The sequence below is a fragment of the Streptomyces sp. W1SF4 genome (assembly GCF_003950035.1).
Taxonomy (GTDB): domain Bacteria; phylum Actinomycetota; class Actinomycetes; order Streptomycetales; family Streptomycetaceae; genus Streptomyces; species Streptomyces racemochromogenes.
The window spans coordinates 339,827-357,930 of record NZ_CP034351.1 but is presented as its reverse complement, the minus strand read 5'-3'; the positions used below and the strand labels follow the sequence as shown (position 1 = coordinate 357,930).

General features: G+C 74.0%; 15 protein-coding genes and 1 pseudogene. 7 read left to right on the top strand and 9 right to left on the bottom strand.

Features of this window, described 5'->3' with window-relative positions; translation table 11 throughout:
• Position 1: 1 nt before the first annotated feature.
• A complete protein-coding gene (locus D1J60_RS35495; RefSeq protein WP_125824616.1) occupies positions 2-1,018 on the top strand; it encodes a helix-turn-helix domain-containing protein in 1,017 nt (338 codons plus the stop codon).
• Positions 1,019-1,069: 51 nt separating this feature from the next.
• Here D1J60_RS35495 and D1J60_RS35490 read toward each other — a convergent pair whose 3' ends face one another.
• The 6 genes from D1J60_RS35490 to D1J60_RS35465 form a co-directional block, all read right to left on the bottom strand.
• On the bottom strand, positions 1,070-1,804 hold the full coding sequence (locus D1J60_RS35490; protein ID WP_125824615.1) for a GPR1/FUN34/YaaH family transporter: 735 nt from the start codon (positions 1,802-1,804) through the stop codon (positions 1,070-1,072).
• Positions 1,805-1,821: 17 nt separating this feature from the next.
• Entirely contained in the window at positions 1,822-3,708 is a 1,887-nt protein-coding gene (locus D1J60_RS35485; RefSeq protein WP_125824749.1) for an amidohydrolase, read from the bottom strand.
• Between the two features lie 163 nt (positions 3,709-3,871).
• Positions 3,872-4,702 carry an alpha/beta hydrolase gene (locus D1J60_RS35480; RefSeq protein WP_125596799.1) on the bottom strand — a complete coding sequence of 277 codons (831 nt, stop codon included), beginning with the start codon at positions 4,700-4,702 and terminating at the stop codon, positions 3,872-3,874.
• A gap of 61 nt (positions 4,703-4,763) precedes the next feature.
• Complete coding sequence (locus D1J60_RS35475; RefSeq protein WP_125824614.1) at positions 4,764-5,282, bottom strand: DoxX family protein; 519 nt, start codon at positions 5,280-5,282, stop codon at positions 4,764-4,766.
• 2 nt (positions 5,283-5,284) lie between these two features.
• The gene (locus D1J60_RS35470; RefSeq protein WP_125824613.1) at positions 5,285-5,947 is read right to left on the bottom strand and encodes a hydrolase; all 663 of its coding nucleotides are present in this window, start codon (positions 5,945-5,947) and stop codon (positions 5,285-5,287) included.
• A 175-nt stretch (positions 5,948-6,122) separates the two neighbouring features.
• Entirely contained in the window at positions 6,123-6,914 is a 792-nt protein-coding gene (locus D1J60_RS35465) for a DUF4239 domain-containing protein (RefSeq protein WP_125824612.1), read from the bottom strand.
• 346 nt (positions 6,915-7,260) lie between these two features.
• Between D1J60_RS35465 and D1J60_RS35460 the strand changes: the two genes are divergently transcribed.
• The 5 genes from D1J60_RS35460 to D1J60_RS35440 all read left to right on the top strand — a co-directional run bounded on the left by D1J60_RS35460 (position 7,261) and on the right by D1J60_RS35440 (position 14,577).
• Complete coding sequence (locus D1J60_RS35460) at positions 7,261-8,838, top strand: aldehyde dehydrogenase family protein (protein WP_241253679.1); 1,578 nt, start codon at positions 7,261-7,263, stop codon at positions 8,836-8,838.
• A complete protein-coding gene (locus tag D1J60_RS35455) occupies positions 8,835-10,367 on the top strand; it encodes a GMC oxidoreductase (RefSeq protein WP_125596787.1) in 1,533 nt (510 codons plus the stop codon). The genes D1J60_RS35460 and D1J60_RS35455 overlap by 4 nt, the downstream gene beginning before the upstream one ends.
• On the top strand, positions 10,364-11,485 hold the full coding sequence (locus tag D1J60_RS35450) for a glycine betaine/L-proline ABC transporter ATP-binding protein (protein WP_241253678.1): 1,122 nt from the start codon (positions 10,364-10,366) through the stop codon (positions 11,483-11,485). The genes D1J60_RS35455 and D1J60_RS35450 overlap by 4 nt, the downstream gene beginning before the upstream one ends.
• Before the next feature lie 238 nt (positions 11,486-11,723).
• Positions 11,724-13,607, top strand: coding sequence for an ABC transporter permease subunit (locus D1J60_RS35445; RefSeq protein WP_241253709.1), 1,884 nt, complete (start codon positions 11,724-11,726; stop codon positions 13,605-13,607).
• A gap of 1 nt (position 13,608) precedes the next feature.
• Positions 13,609-14,577, top strand: coding sequence for an ABC transporter substrate-binding protein (locus D1J60_RS35440; RefSeq protein ID WP_125824611.1), 969 nt, complete (start codon positions 13,609-13,611; stop codon positions 14,575-14,577).
• Between the two features lie 60 nt (positions 14,578-14,637).
• Here D1J60_RS35440 and D1J60_RS35435 read toward each other — a convergent pair whose 3' ends face one another.
• Together D1J60_RS35435 and D1J60_RS35430 are read right to left on the bottom strand one after the other, a co-directional pair.
• Positions 14,638-14,943: a putative quinol monooxygenase gene (locus D1J60_RS35435; RefSeq protein WP_125824610.1), complete on the bottom strand. Its 306-nt coding sequence runs from the start codon at positions 14,941-14,943 to the stop codon at positions 14,638-14,640.
• 104 nt (positions 14,944-15,047) lie between these two features.
• Complete coding sequence (locus D1J60_RS35430) at positions 15,048-15,896, bottom strand: dienelactone hydrolase family protein (protein ID WP_125824609.1); 849 nt, start codon at positions 15,894-15,896, stop codon at positions 15,048-15,050.
• Between the two features lie 224 nt (positions 15,897-16,120).
• On the opposite strand from D1J60_RS35430, the gene D1J60_RS35425 reads away from it, so the two are divergent.
• Entirely contained in the window at positions 16,121-17,011 is an 891-nt protein-coding gene (locus tag D1J60_RS35425; RefSeq protein ID WP_241253708.1) for a helix-turn-helix domain-containing protein, read from the top strand.
• 111 nt (positions 17,012-17,122) lie between these two features.
• Here D1J60_RS35425 and D1J60_RS35420 read toward each other — a convergent pair.
• Positions 17,123-18,047 (bottom strand): annotated as a pseudogene (locus tag D1J60_RS35420) (aminoglycoside phosphotransferase family protein).
• Between the last annotated feature and the right edge of the window lie 57 nt (positions 18,048-18,104).

Genomic DNA, 18,104 nt, shown 5'->3' with positions numbered 1-18,104 from the left:
CATGTCCGTCGTAGAGACCACCATCCTTCCGCTACCGCCCCGTGAACGCGCCGATTACTGGTGCGAGTTGGTGTCCGGCACCTTCATCCCGCTCGACGTCCGGCTGCACGAGCCGGTGCCCTCGGCCGGGACGATCGCCAGCAGGTCGCTCGGCCCGCTCCAGATCTCCGAGGTCGAGGCCGGACCCCAGACGGTGGACCGCAGCGCTCGCCGGATCGCGCAGGGCGGGGAGGAGTACCTGACCGTCACCCTCCAGCGCCGGGGGACCGCGCGGCTCACGCAGGACGGCCGTCAGGCCCTCGTGGGGCCCGGCTCGTTCACCTGCTCGGACGCCGGGCGGCCTTACCTGCGCGAGCAGCCCGACGCCTTCCGCTTCACCACCTTCCGGGTGCACAAGACGAGCCTGGGCGTCTCGGACGACGATCTCCGGGCGGCCACCGGCACGTTGTTCGACGGGGTGTCCGGGACGTCCGGCCTGGTGGCGGCGTTCCTGGGCCGGCTCGCCCGGCAGGCCGCCGGCTTCGACCCGCACACCGGCCACCGGCTCGCCCTGACCGCCTCCGACCTGCTGGCCCTCCTGGTCCGCGAGCGGCGCGGCCGGCTCGATCCGCGGGCACCGGAGCACGCGCGCGGGATGCTGACGCGCGTGCAGGAGTACGTCCTGCTCCATCTGGGTGATCCCGGCCTGTGCCCGGAGCGGGTCGCCGCGGCCCACCACGTGTCGGTGCGGTACCTGCACAAGCTGTTCCACGCCGAGGGCACGACGTTGGGGCGCTGGGTCCTGCGCGAACGGCTGGAGCGCTGCCGCCGGGAGCTGGCCCGGCCCGGCCGGGGCGTCCCGGCTGTGGGGGCCGTCGCCCAGCGCTGGGGGTTCGTCAGCCCCTCCCACTTCAGCCGTGCCTTCCGTGCCGCCTACGGCATGTCGCCCCGCGAATGGCAGGCCGCCGCCCGCCTCCGCCCCGCCGGGGGCTCCGGGGACCGGGTGGGCGGGTCCCCGGAGCCCGTCGCGGGTGCGTAGCCGGTCCGCCGGGTGGCGGGCGGCGCGCCCGGCGGGTGGCGGGGCGAGGGGTCACAGGGTGCGGCGTACGCCTGCCTGTCGTTCGAGGTTGCGCAGCTGCACGGCGAGGTCCCCCTCCACGGCGTGGTGCGCGGGGCCGGTGCGGCCGAGGGGCAGGACTTCCTCGCCGCGCACGTCTTCGAGCATGAGCGCGAAGGCCGCGTAGCCGGCGGCGAGCGCCACCAGGATTCCCAGGCCGCCGGCCGTGCGCGTCAGCCACTCGGCCCCGGTGACGCCGCCCAGGCCGGTGGCCGCCCAGCGGGGCAAGGAGGCCACGAGGACCAGCCACAGGGCCCGCTTGGGCCTGGTCACCGCGGCCATGAGGGCCCCGAAGCACACGAACGCCAGGTTGAACACGCCGAGCACCCTGGGTCCGCCGGGCGCGCCGCTGCCCATGACCAGGGCGTATGCGAGCCAGCTGCCGGCGAACGTGCCCATCAGGGTGGCGGCGATGACGTCCCGGGCCCCGAAGGCCAGCACGCTGACGACGAGTTGCAGGGCGAAGGCGGGCAGGACGCACAGCGCTACGGCCTGCCGGTCGGCGGGCCCCAGGACGCCCAGTTGCAGGCAGCCGGTCATCACGGAGGCGATGGCCACCGTGAAGAAGCCCAGCGGCATCGGCGAGGCGATGGGGTGCAGCGTGATCCGGGTCATCGCCCGGAGGTCGGGCTCGAAGCGGCGGCCGGCGCCGGGTGCGCTGGCCCCGGCGCCGGGTGCGGTGGCCCCGGCGGTGGGATCGGTGTCCATCCGTCCACTCCCCTCGTTCAGTGCGACAGGCACGGGTCGACGGGGTGCGCGGGTCGCGGCGCGGGGCCGGAGTCCGGGCGGGCGGCCCGCCAGGCGCGGTGCCGTTCGGATTCGGCGGCGGCTTCGGCCACGGCGTCGGCCTGGGCGGCGCCGTGGCGGTCGCCGGGGGCGGCGTAGCCGCCGAAGCGGGCCACGGGGCTCCACGCCGGGGAGACGGCGGGTGCCGGCTCCGCCAGCCCGGTGTACTCCTCGGTCGCGTGCACGATGCGTCCGCCGACGACCGTGAGCACCGATTCGATGGCGGGGATGACGTCGTCCGGGACGGTGAAGTAGTCGTGGGAGAGCACGGCCAGGTCGGCGAAGCAGCCCTCGCGCAGGACGCCCTTGACGTCCTCCTCTCCGGTCAGCCGCGCCCCGCCCCGGGTGTACAGGTCGAGGGCCTCGTGCCGGTCGAGGAGGGCGGCGGGCGGGTAGAGCGGGGTGCCGCCGACGGTGCGGCCGGTCACCAGCCAGTGCAGGGCGACCCACGGGTTGTACGAGGACACGCGGGTGGCGTCGGTTCCGGCGGCCACCGTCAGCCCCCGGTCGAGCATGGCGCGCACCGGGGGCGTACGGGAGGCGGCCGCGGCGCCGTAGCGGTCGAGGAAGACGCGGCCCTGGAAGGACATGCGGTTCTGCACCGACAGCGAGCCGCCGAGGGCGGCGATCCGGTCGAGGCTGTCGTCACGCACGGTCTCGGCGTGGTCGAACAGCCAGCGGTTCCCGGCGGGGAACAGGCCTTCGGCGGCGAGTTTCTCGAAGACCGCCAGGTCACGGCGGATGGTCTCGTCGTAGGTGGCGTGCAGCCGAAATCCCCAGCCGTTCTCCATCAGCAGCCGGACGGCCTGCTCGAACTCGCTCTCGTAGTCCGCGGCGAGGGCGGGCCGCGGCTCGGCGAAGTTCTCGAAGTCGGCCGCCGCCCAGGTGAGGTTCTCGCCGGCTCCGGCCAGGCGCAGCCATGCGTCTCCGTCGCCGGGCCGGACCGTCTGCGTCCAGCGGCGCAGGTCGTCCAGTTCCTGGCCCGCGGTCTGCGGGAAGAGGTAGTAGGCGATGCGCAGGGTCAGTTCGCCGGAGCGGGCGAGGTCGGTGACGGTGCCGTAGTCGGTGGGGAAGTTCTGGAAGCCGCCGGCCGCGTCGAGCGCCGAGGTGAGGCCGAACCGGTTGAGTTCGCGCAGGAAGTGGATGGTCGAGGTGCGCTTGTCGGCCGGGTCGAGCCCCGGAGCCCGGGCGAGGGTGGAGTACAGCACGAGGGCGCCCGGCGCCGCCAGCAGGACCCCGGTGGGTTCGCCGTCGCGGCCGCGTACGATCTGCCCGCCGCGCGGGTCGGGGGTGTCGCGGGTGAACCCGGCGGCGATGACGGCGGCCCGGTTCATGAGGGCGGACTGGTACAGGTGCAGGACGAAGACGGGGGTGTCGGGTGCGGCCGCGTTCAGCTCGGCGACCGTCGGCATGCGGCGTTCGGCGAACTGCTCGGGCGTCCAGCCGCCGACGACGCGGATCCACTGCCCCTTCGGTGTGCGGCCGGCCTGCTCGCGCAGCATGGCCAGGGCGTGCCGCAGGCTGCGCACCCCGTCCCACCGGAGTTCCAGCACGTAGTTGAGGCCGCCGCGGATGACGTGCAGGTGCGAGTCGTTCAGCCCGGGGACCACGCGGCGGCCGAGGGCGTCGACCACGCGGGTGGCGGGTCCGATGAGCCCGGCCAGGTCGTTGTCGTCCCCGAGGGCCAGGATCCGGCCGTCGCGGACGGCCACGCCGGCGGCCGCGGGGCGGGCGGGGTCCCCGGTGGACACCTTGGCGTTGCGGACCACGAGGTCCGCCGTGGCGGGGTGGGCCCGGGCCGAGGGGAGCAGGCCTGCCACGGGCATGCTGCTGCTGTCGCTCTGCGCTGCTGTTTCCGGTACCGGGCGGTCGTCCACGGGGAATCCTTCGTCGGTCGTCGGTCGTCTGCGGTGGGGGTACGGGCGGGTGCCGGGCCGGTGGCCGCTCCCGGGCGGGAGACGGCCACCGGCGCGCCGGGGCGGGGGCCGGTCAGCCCAGGAAGTCGAGCAGGGCGGAGTTGACCTCGTCGGCGTGCGTCCACAGCAGGCCGTGGGGGCCGCCCGGGACGACCTTCAGCTCGGCTCCGGCGATCCGGCGCGACAGCGGGATCGCGGTGGAGTCGATGGGCAGGGTGCGGTCGGCGTCGCCGTGCACGATCAGCGTGGGTACGTCGATGCGGGGCAGGTCGTCGCGGAAGTCGGTCAGCCAGGCCCGTACGCAGTCCAGGGTGCCCTTGGCGGAGGCTCCGACGGCGACGTTCCAGCTCGCCGCGACGGCCTGCGCGCTGATCCGCTCGCCGCCGAGCACGTCCACGTTGTAGAAGTCGGCGAGGAAGTCGGTCATGAACGCGAACCGGTCGGCGCGGATGGCTTCCTCGATGCCCTTGAAGACCTCGGCGTCGACGCCGGCCGGGTTGTCGTCCGTCTTGAGCAGGAAGGGCGGGACCACGCCGATCAGGACGGCCTTGGCTATGCGGTCGGAGCCGTAGGTGCCCAGGTAACGGGTGACCTCGCCGGTGCCCATCGAGAAGCCGACCAGGACGGCGTCGCGCAGGTCGAGGGCGGTCAGCACCTCGTTGAGGTCGGCGGCGAAGGTGTCGTAGTCGTAGCCGTCGGAGGGCTGGTCCGAGCGGCCGAAGCCGCGCCGGTCGTAGGTGATGACCCGGTTTCCGGCGGCGAGCAGGGCGGCGGTCTGCTTCTCCCAGGAGGCGCCGTTGAGCGGCCAGCCGTGGATCAGTACGACGGGCCGGCCGGTGCCGTGGTCCTCGTAGTAGAGCTCGACGGGTGTGGAGTCGCCTTCGGCGACCTTGATGTACGGCACGGGTGTGCTCCTCGTTCGGTGGGAGGTGGGAGGTGGGTCGGAGGGGGAGGTGGGGCGGGCTTCAGGGGTTGCGGGTCCCGGGCGGGCGCGGCTCGTCCGGGGTGCGGTGCAGGACGAGCCGGGTGAGCAGCCCGCTGCCGAGGCCGGCCGCGAGGACGAGGGCCGTCCACCACAGGGGGTACGGCGTCAGTCCCAGAGCCCCGTCCAGGGACCAGGCGCCGGGACCGGTGGCGGCGAGGGCGGCGGCCGCTCCGATCAGGACGAGGGGGTACTCGTAGCCGTCGTCCTGCACCCAGAGGCCGTGGGGCCACTTCACGGTGAGGGCGACGGTCATGACCCCGATGGCCCCGGTCGCGGCGAGCGGGGTCAGCAGCCCGGTGGCCAGCAGCACTCCGGAGCCGATCTGGCCGCCGCCGGCCGCGAGGGCGGTGAGGGCACCGCCGCGGAACCCGTCGGCCCGGAACTCCCGGGCCCCGCCGTCGAGGCCCTTGCCGCCGAGGTGCGTACTGATCTTCTGCACTCCGTGACCGGCGACCAGCAAGCCCACCAGCAGTCGCAGGATCAGCAGGCCGGCGTCCAAGATCAGCCGGCCGCGTGGGTGCCGATGACGGACTGCGCGTACACCACGCCGAGGCCGTAGGCCCCCGCGTGCTCCTTGACGATCTCCATGACGGCCGGGTAGGTCTCCTCCCGGGCCCAGTCGCGCTGGAGTTCCAGGAGGACCTGCACCCAGGTGACGGGGACGGCGCCGGCGGCGGTCATCCGCTGGAGGGCGTGCTCGTGGGCGGCGGGGGTCACACCGCCGGAGGCGTCGGTGACGACGTACACCTCGTAGCCCTGCTCCAGTGCGGAGAGGGCGGGCAGGACGAGGCAGACCTCGGTCCACAGCCCGGACAGGACGATCTTGCGGCGGCCGGTGGCGCGGACCGCCTCGACCAGGGCCTCGTCCTCCCAGGCGTTCATGCTGGTGCGGTCCACGGGCTTCTGTTCCGGGAAGACCGCCGCCAGCTGGGGCAGGAGCGGGCCGGAGAAGGACTCGGCGGCGACCGTGGTCAGCACGGCGGGCACGCCGAAGGCCCGGGCCGCCTTGGCGAGGCCGACGGTGCTGTTGATGATCGCGGTGCGGTCGCCGCTGCCGGTGCCGAAGAACATCTGCGGCTGGTGGTCGACGAAGAGCATGACCGAGTTGTCGGGGGTCAGCAGGTCCGTGCTGGGGGCGGCGTGCACGCGGGTGATGTCGAACATGGGGGTTCCTCTCGCGGGACGGGGTGCGGAACGCGGGAACCGCACCGGTCGCGTCCGGCCACCGCACGGCGGCGGCGACCGGCACTCCCCGAACGTATGGCCGTTCGGATCACGCGAGTTGCCCGAGCGCGCCGGGCCCCTTGCCGCTCCGTGCACCCCCCTCGGCCCCGTCCCCTCAAGGGGCCCAGTACGGGGCGAGGGCCCCCTCTCGGTAGGGGGCGGGGCTGACGCTGAGTTCGCCGGAGAAGGGGCGGTCCAGGACGAAGACCAGGAGCAGGCTGAAGCCGACCAGTGCGGCGAGCGAGGCGACGAAGAGGATCTGGACCCTCAGCTTGCGCAGGCCGTAGAGGAACGTGAGGGGGATGAGCACCAGGGCGCCGCCGAAGGCCAGTGCTTGCAGCAGCGGGGGCAGTTCCTGGCGGGCCATGGTGATGCGGGCGCGGCGTTGGGAGGCGACGTCGTCGAGGTGGTCGACGGCCTGCTCGTAGAACACCTGCTGTGCCGCGCCCTGGGGGACGTAGGTCTGGAGCACGCGGAACGCGTCCTGCAGATGGGCTTCGGTGGCACCGTAGCTGGGGTCGCCCTCGCGCATCCGGGGCCATTGGTCTTCGACGACCGCGTGGACGTAGCCGCTCATGGCCGAGTCGAGGCGGGCGCGCACCGGTGGGGGGAACGCGGCGGCGTCGCGGGTGATGAGTGCCGCGCTGGTGGCTTCGTTGGCGACGATGGTCTCGGCCTCGTCCAGTTGCGTCCACAGGGTGACGATCACGAAGGCGAGGATGATCCCGTAGATGGCGCCGAACATCCCCAGGGTCACGCCGACCATGTCGTTGTGCTCGCCGCTTGCCAGCGAGGGGTGCCTGCGGCGCAGCAGCACGCTGCCGGCGACGGCCAGGAGGACGGTGACCCCGACCGCGACGACGGCGAGCGTGAAGGTGCTGTAGTGGTTGAGCAGCCATAGGGACATGGGCGTGGAGTGTAGGGTCGCCGCCCTCGCGCAAGCCGTCGCGCACATGCCGCCCAGGCGGTCGGGAACAGCCTCCGGGCGGTGACGTTCACACGATCGGATGAAGCTCCACGCCTGTGGTCGTCGATGCCGGGCGGTGCAGGACGACGGGCGTCGTCACCCTACCCCCGCCTATGGAAATTTCCGTTTTTGTACGGATATGACGCGTGAAGTGGATCACTCTGTTCCGCGCCTTCCACATGCTCGCGCAGCACGCGGGCACCCGCCCTCCCAGGCGGCCGGCAGGGCGCCCTGGTTCTCCGGGTCACCAGCGGAGGACCTGAAGGGACGAAAGGCAGTACCCGACGTGACCGCAGCACAACAGACCATCCACGTGGGCGGCGAGTGGCGAGCATCACTCTCCGGAGAGACCCGCCGGATCATCGACCCCGTCGACGCCACCGCCTTCGCGGTCGTCGCGGAGGGCGGGATCCGGGACGCCGACGACGCGGTGGCCGCCGCCCGCGCCGCGTTCGACGCGGGCGCCTGGCCCCGTACGCCGGTCTCCGAGCGCGCCGCCCTGCTGCGCCGGGTCGCCGACCGGCTGGAACACGAGCGGGAGCGGATCGGCGCCCTGGAGAGCCGGGACGCGGGCAAGACGCTGGAGGAGGGCCGCACCGACGTCGACTGCGTGCGCGACGCCTTCCGCTACTTCGCCGACCTGGTGGAGAAGGAGAGCGCGGAGCGCGTCGTCGACGCCGGTTCGCCGGACGTCCACAGCGTGGTCGTCCACGAGCCGGTGGGCGTCTGCGCGCTGATCACCCCGTGGAACTACCCGCTCCTCCAGGCCAGCTGGAAGATCGCGCCGGCCCTCGCCGCCGGCAACACCTTCGTCGTCAAGCCCAGCGAGATCACTCCGCTGAGCACGGTCGCCCTGGTGGAACTGCTGCTGGAGGCCGGGCTCCCGCTCGGCGCCGCCAACATCGTCACCGGTCCCGGCCACACCGTCGGCGCGCGGCTCGCCGAGCACCCCGACGTCGACCTGGTCTCGTTCACCGGCGGGTTCGTCAGCGGCACCGCGGTCGCCCGGGCGGCGGCCGACAGCGTCAAGAAGGTCGCGCTCGAACTGGGCGGCAAGAACCCCAACATCGTCTTCGCGGACGCCTGCGCCACCCCCGAGGGCTTCGACACCGCCGTGGACCAGGCCCTCAACGCCGCGTTCATCCACAGCGGCCAGGTCTGCTCGGCCGGCTCCCGCCTCATCGTCGAGGAGCCGCTGCACGACCGGTTCGTCGCCGAACTGTCCCGCCGGGCCGAGCTGATCCGGCTGGGCCGCGGCACCGACCCCGGCGTCGAGTGCGGGCCGCTGGTCTCCGCCGCCCAGCGGGAGCGGACCGAGGAGTACGTCGCCTCCGCCCTCGCCGAGGGCGCGGTGCTCCGGGCCGGCGGAGTCCGGCCCGAGGGACCCGGCTTCTTCTACCGGCCCACCGTCCTCGACCGCTGCCACCGCGGCATGCGCGTGGTGCGCGAGGAGGTCTTCGGCCCGGTCCTGACCGTGGAGACCTTCCGCACCGAGGAGGAGGCCGTCGCCCTCGGCAACGACACCGAGTACGGCCTGGCCGGCGCCGTGTGGACCTCGGACGCGGAGCGGGCCGGGCGGGTGGCCGCACTGCTGCGCCACGGAACGGTGTGGATCAACGACTTCCACCCCTACCTGCCGCAGGCCGAATGGGGCGGCTTCGGCAAGTCCGGCATCGGCCGCGAACTGGGCCCCGGCGGCCTCGCCGAGTACCGCGAGGCCAAGCACGTCTACCGCAACCTCTCCCCGCGCCCCGTCCGGTGGTTCGCCGGCGCACAGGACGACGGCGTCCGCAACGACGGCGTACGGAACGACGGCGTACGGAACGACGGCGTACGGAACGAGCACCAGAAGGACCAGGCATGAACCAGCCCAGCGAGCAGGTGTACGACTACGTCGTCGTCGGCGGCGGGACCGCCGGATCCGTGATCGCCTCGAGGCTGACCGAGGACCCGTCGGTCAGCGTGGCCGTCATCGAGGGCGGACCCAGCGACGTCGGCCGCGAGGACGTCCTCACCCTCCGGCGGTGGATGGGGCTGCTCGGCGGCGAGCTGGACTACGACTACCCCACCACCCGGCAGCCCCGCGGCAACTCCCACATCCGGCACAGCCGGGCGCGGGTGCTGGGCGGCTGTTCGTCGCACAACACGCTGATCTCCTTCAAGCCGCTCCCCTCCGACTGGGACGAGTGGGCCAAGGCCGGCGCCGAGGGCTGGGACGCCGACTCCATGGACCCCTACTTCGACCGGCTGCGCAACAACATCGTCCCGGTCCACGAGGACGACCGGAACGCCATCGCCCGGGACTTCGTGGAGGCGGCGCAGGGTGCCCTGGGGGTCCCCCGGATCGAGGGGTTCAACAAGGGCGCCTTCCACGAGGGCGTCGGCTTCTTCGACCTGGCGTACCACCCGGAGGACAACAAGCGGTCCTCGGCCTCGGTCGCCTACCTGCACCCCTTCCTCGACCGGCCGAACCTGCACATCGCCCTGGAGACGTGGGCGTTCCGGCTGGAGCTGGAGGGGACCCGGGCCACCGGAGTGCACGTGCGGACCGCCGACGGCCGCGAGCACGTGGTGCGGGCCCGGCGCGAGGTGGTGGTGTGCGCCGGCGCCGTGGACTCGCCGCGGCTGCTGCTGCACTCGGGCATCGGACCGCGCGCGGACCTGGAGGAGCTGGGCATCCCGGTCGTCCACGACCTGCCGGGAGTCGGCGAGAACCTCCTCGACCACCCGGAGTCGGTCATCGTGTGGGAGACGAACGGCCCGATACCGGAGAACTCGGCGATGGACTCGGACGCCGGGCTGTTCGTCCGCCGGGATCCGGCGGCCCCGGGGCCGGACCTGATGTTCCACTTCTACCAGGTGCCCTTCACCGACAACCCGGAGCGCATCGGCTACGAACGCCCCGCCCACGGCGTGTCGATGACCCCGAACATCCCCAAGCCGCGCAGCCGCGGCCGGCTCTACCTGACGAGCGCCGACCCCGAGGTCAAGCCGGCGCTGGACTTCCGGTACTTCACCGACGAGGACGACTACGACGGCCGGACCCTGGTCGACGGCATCCGGATCGCCCGGCGGATCGCGGCGGCCGAGCCGCTGGCCGGCTGGCTCAAGCGCGAGGTCTGTCCGGGCCCGGAGGTCACCTCCGACGAGGAGCTGAGCGCGTACGCCCGGCAGGTGGCGCACACCGTGTACCACCCGGCCGGGACCTGCCGCATGGGGGCCGAGGACGACGCGCTCGCCGTCGTCACGCCCGATCTGAGGATCCGGGGCCTGTCCGGCGTCCGGATCGCCGACGCGTCCGTCTTTCCGACCATGACCGCCGTCAATCCGATGATCGGGGTGCTGATGGTCGGGGAGAAATGCGCCGAACTGCTGGGAGGTACCAGCCGATGAACCAGACCACGAGCCCGTCGCATGCCGCGTCGAAGGCGCGGCCGCGGAACCGGGCGGCCCGGGGCACGGACTCCGGGGCCGTCTTCGCCGTGCGGAACCTGTGGAAGGTCTTCGGTCCGAAGGCCGAACGGGTCCCGGCCGATCCGGAACTCGCCTCGCTGGACGCCGCCGCGCTGCGCGAGCGCACCGGCTGTACGGCCGCCGTCCGCGACGTCTCCTTCGACGTCCGCGAGGGCGAGGTGTTCGTGGTGATGGGCCTGTCGGGCTCCGGCAAGTCGACGCTGGTCCGCTGCCTGACCCGGCTCATCGAGCCGACCTCGGGCAGTCTCCGCGTCGACGGCGAGGACGTCCTGGCCATGGACCCGGCCCGGCTGCGCGAACTGCGCCGGCACCGGGCCTCGATGGTCTTCCAGCACTTCGGGCTGCTTCCGCACCGCACCGTGCTCGACAACGTGGCCTACGGCCTGGAGATCCAGGGCGTAGGCCGCGGCGAACGCCGCGAGCGTGCGGCCGCGTTCGTGGCGAAGGTCGGCCTGGAGGGGATGGAGCGGCGCCGGCCCGGGCAGTTGTCCGGCGGGCAGCAACAGCGGGTGGGGCTGGCCCGCGCGCTCGCGGTCGACCCCGAAGTGCTGCTCTTCGACGAACCGTTCAGCGCGCTCGACCCGCTGATCCGGCGGGACATGCAGGAGGAGGTCGTACGGCTGCACCGCGAGGAGGGCCGCACCATGGTCTTCATCACCCACGACCTCGGCGAGGCGCTGCGGCTCGGCGACCGGATCGCGCTGATGCGCGACGGCCGCATCGTGCAGCTGGGCACGCCCGAGGAGATCGTCGGCTCCCCCGCCGACGACTACGTCCGCGACTTCGTCCGCGACGTGCCGCGCGAGCAGGTGCTGACGGTCCGCTCGGCGATGCGCCCGGCACGGGCCGAGGAGACCGGCGCCGGACCGGCGCTGGCACCGACCGCGACCGTCCACGAGGCCATCGAGGCGGTCGCCCGCACCGGGGAGACGGCGCGGGTCGTCGAGAACGGGCGGTGCCTGGGGGTGGTGGACCAGTCAGTGCTGCTGGGCGTGGTCGCCGGAGTCCCCGCCGCGGCCCAGAGGGCGGTGGCCTGATGCACGCCCCGGGCACGTGGCCGCCTCCCCGCTCCGGCTCACCCGTCCCCCGGCCGGGGCGGTGCGGCCGGTGAGCGCCAGTACCACCTCCGCTCCGGCCGACCGTACGGCGCCGCCCGGCGCCGTCCCCCCTGCCGCGGCCGGACGCCGTGCCGGCGGCGGCACCGCGAAGGCGGGGGCCGCCGCGCGCACCCGCTCCGGTGGCGCCGGGGCCCTGCTGCGCCGCCGCGGCGCGCTGATCGGTGCGGGCACTGCACTCCTGCTCGTCCTGGGCGCCGTCCTGCTCGGCGGCGGCGGCTGGCCCGGCGCGCTCACCGTGGACGTGTCGGCGCCGCTCGACCGCGTCGGCGACTGGATCATCGACAACCGCGACGGCCACCCGCTCTTCCTCTACTTCCTCGGGCACGTCAGCAACGCCGTGATCGTCTGCGTGCGCGCCGTGTACCTGTTGCTGCTCGCCCTCGGCTGGGCCGGGGTGACCGCGGCCGCCGCCCTGGTGGCCTGGCGGCTCGCGGGGGTGCGCCTCGCGCTGGTCTCCGCCGCCGCGTTCGCCGCGTGCGGGCTGCTCGGCATGTGGGTCCCGACCATGCAGACCCTCGCCCTGATGGTGGTGGCGGTCCTCGCGTCCGTGCTGCTCGGCGGACTCCTCGGGCTGGCCGCCGGCCTGTCCGCCCGGATGGACCGCGTGCTGCGCCCGGTGCTCGACACCATGCAGGTACTGCCCGCCTTCGCCTACCTGCTGCCGGTGGTGCTGGTGTTCGGCATCGGCGTGCCGGCCGCGGTCCTGGCGACCGTGGTGTACGCCGCCCCGCCGATGGCCCGCCTGACCGCGCTCGGACTGCGCGGGGCGGACGCCGGGGTCGTGGAAGCCGTCACCTCCCTCGGAGCGACCGGCCGGCAGCGGCTGCTGACGGCCCGGCTGCCGCTGGCCCGGAAGGAACTGCTGCTCGGCGTGAACCAGTCGATCATGATGGCGCTCGGCATGGCCGTCATCGCCTCCGTGATCGGCGCGGGCGGTCTCGGCGACCGGGTCTACCAGGCGCTGGCCTCCGTGGACGTCGGTGCCGCGCTGGCGGCGGGCCTGCCGATCGTGCTGCTCGCCGTCGTCCTGGACCGGGTCACCGCGGCCGCGGGCGCCCGGCTCGGGACCACTGCGGCCCCCGGCGCCCGACGCGGCCGCGCCCTGGCCCTCGCGTCGGCCGCCGTCGTCGCCGCGACCGCCGCGGCCGGCCACCTCACCGGCCGGCTCGGCTGGCCGCGGGCGTGGACCGTGGACACCGCCGGGCCCGTCAACCGGGCCGTGGACTGGATGACCGCGCACCTCTACACCGGGGTGCCCGTCGTCGGCGGCAGCGCCGACTGGGCCTCCCACTTCACCACCGGTGTCCTCAACCCGCTCCGGTCCGGCCTGCAGTGGCTGCCGTGGTGGTCGGTCCTGCTGGGGATCGGCGCGCTCGGCCTGCTCATCGGCACCTGGCGGACCGCCGCCACCGCGGTCCTGGCGATGGCCGCGATCGGTGTCCTCGGCGTGTGGGCGCCCGCCCTCGACACCCTCTCCCAGGTGCTGGCGGCGGTCGCAGCGACCCTGCTGCTCGGCTTCGCCCTCGGCGCGGCCGTCGCGCGCGGCGGCCGCCTGGACCGGCTGCTGCGGCCCGTCCTCGACGTGTTCCAGACGCTGCCCCAGTTCGTGTACCTGATCCCGGTGGTCGCGCTGTTCGGCGTGGGCCGCGCCCCGGCCGTGGCCGCGGCCGCGGTGTACGCGCTGCCCGCGGTGGTGCGCATCACCGCTCAGGGCCTGCGGGCGGTCGACCCGGGCGTGGTGGAGTCCGCGCGGTCCCTCGGGGCGACCGGGCGCCAGGAGCTGCTCCAGGTCCGGCTGCCGCTGGCCCGGCCGGCGCTGCTGCTGGCCGTCAACCAGTGCGTCGTCCTGGTCCTGGCCGTGGTCGTGGTCGGCGGCCTGGTGGGCGGCGGGGCTCTGGGCTACGACGCCGTGCTCGGCCTCGCCCAGGGCGACCTGGCGACCGGCCTCGTCGCCGGCGCCGCGATCGTCTGCCTGGGCCTGGTGCTCGACCGGGTCACCCAGCCGACGCAGCGCCCCACCCACACCGGAAAGGGGGCCTGACATGGCTCGCACCCGCATCACCGCCCTGGCCGCCGCCGCGGCCCTGACCGTCGGGGCCGGCCTCACCGGCTGCGGCGCCGCCGACATGACCCGCCAGGCCTCCCCGTTCGCGGACACCCGGGGAGCCCGGACGGTGACGCTGTCCGTGCAGTCCTGGGTGGGCGCGCAGGCCGACGTGGCCGTCGCCCAGTACCTGCTGGAACACGAGCTCGGGTACCGGGTGGACACCGTGCAGATCGACGAGGTGCCCGCCTGGGACGCACTCAGCCAGGGCCGGGTGGACGCCATCCTCGAGGACTGGGGGCACCCAGACCAGGAAGAGCGCTACATCGACGGCAAGGGCACCATCGTGCGCGGCGGCGACCTCGGGGTCACCGGACACATCGGCTGGTTCGTGCCGACGTACTTCGCCGAGCAGCACCCGGACGTCACCGACTGGAAGAACCTGAACGCGTACGCCGCCGAACTCCGCACGGCGGAGAGCGGGGGCAAGGGGCAGCTCCTCGACGGCTCCCCGTCGTACGTCACCAACGACAAGGCGCTGGTGAAGAACCTGGGCCTGGACCTCCAGGTGGTCTTCGCCGGCTCCGAGGCGGCCCAGATCACGCAGATCAAGCAGTTCGCCAAGGAGAGGAAGCCGTTCCTGACCTACTGGTACGAGCCCCAGTGGCTGTTCGAGAAGGTGCCCATGACGGAGGTGAAGCTGCCCGCGTACGAGAAGGGCTGCGACGCCGACCCGGAGAAGGTGGCCTGCGCGTACCCGCACACGCCGCTGCAGAAGTTCTTCAACGCCCGGTTCGCGCAGGACGGCGGTGACGCCGCCGCCTTCCTGAAGCGGTTCCGGTGGACGAAGGACATGCAGAACGACGTCGCGCTGATGATCGCGGAGGAGAAGCTGGCCCCACAGGAGGCGGCGGCCCGCTGGGTGAAGGAGAACCGCGCCACGTGGCAGGCCTGGCTGCCCTCCTGACGGCGGGGGCCGGGCGCGCGCCGTCCTCGTCGCCGAAGGGGGCAGTCAGGGAGAAGGCCGTCAGGGAGAACAACGGTCCGCGGTGGTGAACACGTGCTCGGCCGGCGGGCCGACCAGCAGTCCCGGACCCGCCGCGAGCGCCTCCGTCAGGTGCGGGCTCGACAGGTGCGCCTCGAACGCGGCCCGGTCCTCCCACTCCTCGAACACCAGCCACGCACTCGGGTCCTCGGGGTGGACGTACGCCTGGTAGCTGATGTTGCCCGGCTCGGCCCGCGAGGGCGCGACCAAGGACAGGGCCTGCTCACGCACCTTGTCCTCGGCGCCAGGGGCCGCCTTGAGCAGGGCGACGGCGGTGACCTTGGGCATGGTGCGCTCCGTTCGACGCGTACTTCCGGGACGCGCGAGTCTATGTCCGCGCCCCGTACGCCACAACGCGCTGCCGTTCGGGCTGCCGCCTGCCCGGGTCGAGGTCAGGTCAGGGCCTGCCGGGCCGGTGAGGTGGCGGGCCGGGACGTGGGCGGGTGGAGGCGGTCGGTGAGGAAGGTGAGGATCTCGTCGCGGGCCCGGACCGTGGGGTGGCCCGCCTCGTCGACGAGGTGGGCGGTGACGACGCTGTGCGGCGTGCCGACCAGGTCCGCGAAGAAGGGCGGCGGCGCCGGGTTGGCGGCGGTGTCCGGGAGGACCCGGCCGTCGAAGGCGTCGCCCAGCAGGGCCCGGTAGGCGGCGAAGCGTTGCCCCGTACACCAGCGGTCGCCCTCGAAGCGGTAGGCGAGGACGGTGAGTCCGTCGCGGTCGAGGCGGTCGCGCACCGCTTCCCCGTCCGCCGGGTCCAGCTCGATTCCGCCGGGGTCGTCGAGCGGCAGGGACGGGTGGTTGACCACCGGGGCGATCACGGTGGGCTCCAGGGCCATGGTGAGGGCGAAGTTCCCCGTGAAGCACAGGCCGATCGCCCCCACCCCCGGCCCGCCGCACTGCGCGTGGGCCCGGCGCGCCAGGCCGCGCAGCCAGAGCGTCACCGGGCTGGTGCCGCCTCCGGCGAAGGCGCGGAACTCCGCGCTGACGCATGCGCGGCGGACGACCTCCCGGCCGCCGTCCACCGTGGGGAAGGCGCCGTCCGTCCCGAAGAGGGAGGGGACGTGGACGGTGAAGCCCGCGTCCCGCACCCACCGCGCGAGCCGCAGGACGTCGGGGCTGATGCCCGGCATCTCGGGCAGCACCACGACCGCGGGGCCGGTCCCCGCCACGTACACGGTCTTCTCCACCCCCTCCACGGCCACGGTCCGGCGGATGAAGTCGGTGAGGGGATCGTCTTGGGTCATGGGGCCAGCCTGACGCCGAACCTGCCGCCGGGTGAGGGGCGGGATCGCCAGGGCCGGAGGCGATCTCGCCATATCCTGGGCGGGGGCGGGAGGGGGTACGGGTGAGGGCGGCGGGCGGGCATTCGGCGGAGGGCGGCGGCGGGCCGGGGGAACTGCGGGTCGGGGTCCTGGCGTACCCGGGCTGCTTCGCGTCCGAAGTGTTCGGCGTGCCGGACCTGTTGACGATGGCCGGGCACGTGGCCGGGCCGGACGCGCCCGCCTGCCGGGTGACGGTCGTCTCGCCGCGCCGCCGGGTCACGGCTTCGGGTGGCGCGAGCCTGGAGGTGCGGCCCCTGCGCGAGGTCGACGTTCTCGTGGTCCCCGGCTTCGAGCTGCTTCCGGGCACGGATCTCGACGCCCTGCTCGGCCGGCTCCTCCCGGAGACCGCGGCGATCCGGGCGCAGGCCGCCGCCGGCACCGCCGTGGTCTCCCTGTGCGTCGGCGCGTTCCTGCTCGCCGAAGCGGGCCTCCTCGACCGGCGCCGGGCCACCACCTCGTGGCTGCACGCCGGGGAACTGGCCCGGCGCTGTCCCGCGGCGCACGTGCAGCCGCAGCACCTGGTCGTCACCGACAGGGGCGTGACGACCACGGCCGCCTTCAGCGCCATGTACGACTTCACCCTGGACCTGATCCGCCGGCACCACGGCGCCCGGGTGGCCCGGACCACCGCCCGTGTCGCGCTCCTCGACGACGCGCGGGCCTCCCAGACCCCGTACGTCGATCCCCGGCTCCTGCCGCAGCCCGGCCGGGAGTTCTCCCAGCGGGTCATGCGGCGGCTCGACCAGAACCTCGCCGAGCGGTACGACCTCGCCGCCCTCGCGGAGGTCTTCCAGGTCAGCACCCGTACGCTGCTGCGCCGCTTCGCCGAGGAGACCGGGCACAGCCCGCTGGTCCACCTCCAGGCCGCCCGGGTCCGCCGGGCCCGCCACCTGCTGGAGTCCACCGACCGGACGGTCGCCGCGGTCGCGGCGGCCGTCGGATACCAGGACCCCGGCACCTTCGCCGCGCTCTTCGCCCGCCACACCGGCCGGCGCCCGAGCGCGTACCGGGCCGCGTTCCGCCGGGCAGCTGGCTGAAGTCGCGTCACCTGCCGGCCCCTTCGGCTCATCGGCCCCGGCGGCAGCCCGAAGGGGTCCGGGACTCCCTGGCCGCGGCGGCGCACCGGCTCGCCACGACCGGGAAGGGGCTCAGTGGCGCGGGAGCGCCTCGGCCACGGCGATCCGGGAGGGGGCGATGGTGGTCCGCCCGTCCTCCACGTCCCACAGCGTGTTCTGCAGCAGCCGGCCCAGCGTCCAGCCGGCCGCGCGCTCGCGGTCCGGTTCCAGGGCCTCGGTCAGCAGGTCGAAGCGGCGCCGCACCACCCGCGGGGCGTCCCCGGTGGCCTCGACCTTCTCCCAGCCGGTGTCCAGGGCCGGCCACAGGTCGAAACCCGGGTCGCCGGCCAGGGGTTCGGGGTCGATGGCGAGCCATGGTTCCCGCTCGGCGGCCAGCACGTTCTCGTAGTGCAGGTCCCAGTGCAGGAGCCGGTCGCCGGGCTCGTCCGCCAACTCGGCGACGGCCGCTGCCCAGGCGCGCAGCCGCCTCCGGTCGTCCGGGTCCGGCAGCGAGACGACGGCCTGCGGCACTGCCGCCGGCATGTCGCGTGCGATGTCGTCGAGACGGCGCAGTCCTGCGGGCGCCGGGACGGCGTGCAGCCGGGCCATCAGGCCGGCCAGGGTGCCCATGGCCGTGTCGTCGTCGACGACGGACGCGAGGGTGCGCGAGGCGTCCAGGCGCTCCAGCAGCATGGCACTGCTCTCCGGGTCGTGACCGAGCAGCCGTACGATGCCCTCGCCCTTCCAGGTCCGCAGCCCGATCAGCGCGGCAGTCGTCTCCTCGCGGGGCATCTGGAGCTTCAGCGTGGCCCTGCCGCCGCCCTCGCGCCGCACCGGCACCACCAGCGAGGCCTCGCCGGAGCCGGCGGCACCGTCCCGTTCCAGCCGCCACCGGCCGAGGAGCTCGGCGACCAGTGCGGGCAGGGGCAGTGATCCAGGCCCGTTCCGCCTCGCCGCCGTTCTTCGTGTACGAGGTGATCAGGGCGTCGGGGACGTCGATGTCTTCCGGCGATGTCATGCGGCGGTTTCCTTCGACGCGTGGATTTCCCGCCCCGGCCGGGCGGGGTCAGAGCGT

Bases quoted from the DNA above. Each gene is read 5' to 3' on its own strand.
- D1J60_RS35495 (WP_125824616.1), top strand. From the start codon at position 2: ATGTCCGTCGTAGAGACCACCATCCTTCCGCTACCGCCCCGTGAACGC.
- D1J60_RS35490 (WP_125824615.1), bottom strand. From the start codon at position 1,804: ATGGACACCGATCCCACCGCCGGGGCCACCGCACCCGGCGCCGGGGCC.
- D1J60_RS35485 (WP_125824749.1), bottom strand. From the start codon at position 3,708: ATGCCCGTGGCAGGCCTGCTCCCCTCGGCCCGGGCCCACCCCGCCACG.
- D1J60_RS35470 (WP_125824613.1), bottom strand. From the start codon at position 5,947: ATGTTCGACATCACCCGCGTGCACGCCGCCCCCAGCACGGACCTGCTG.
- D1J60_RS35465 (WP_125824612.1), bottom strand. From the start codon at position 6,914: ATGTCCCTATGGCTGCTCAACCACTACAGCACCTTCACGCTCGCCGTC.
- D1J60_RS35455 (WP_125596787.1), top strand. From the start codon at position 8,835: ATGAACCAGCCCAGCGAGCAGGTGTACGACTACGTCGTCGTCGGCGGC.
- D1J60_RS35450 (WP_241253678.1), top strand. From the start codon at position 10,364: ATGAACCAGACCACGAGCCCGTCGCATGCCGCGTCGAAGGCGCGGCCG.
- D1J60_RS35440 (WP_125824611.1), top strand. From the start codon at position 13,609: ATGGCTCGCACCCGCATCACCGCCCTGGCCGCCGCCGCGGCCCTGACC.
- D1J60_RS35435 (WP_125824610.1), bottom strand. From the start codon at position 14,943: ATGCCCAAGGTCACCGCCGTCGCCCTGCTCAAGGCGGCCCCTGGCGCC.
- D1J60_RS35430 (WP_125824609.1), bottom strand. From the start codon at position 15,896: ATGACCCAAGACGATCCCCTCACCGACTTCATCCGCCGGACCGTGGCC.
- D1J60_RS35425 (WP_241253708.1), top strand. From the start codon at position 16,121: ATGGCCGGGCACGTGGCCGGGCCGGACGCGCCCGCCTGCCGGGTGACG.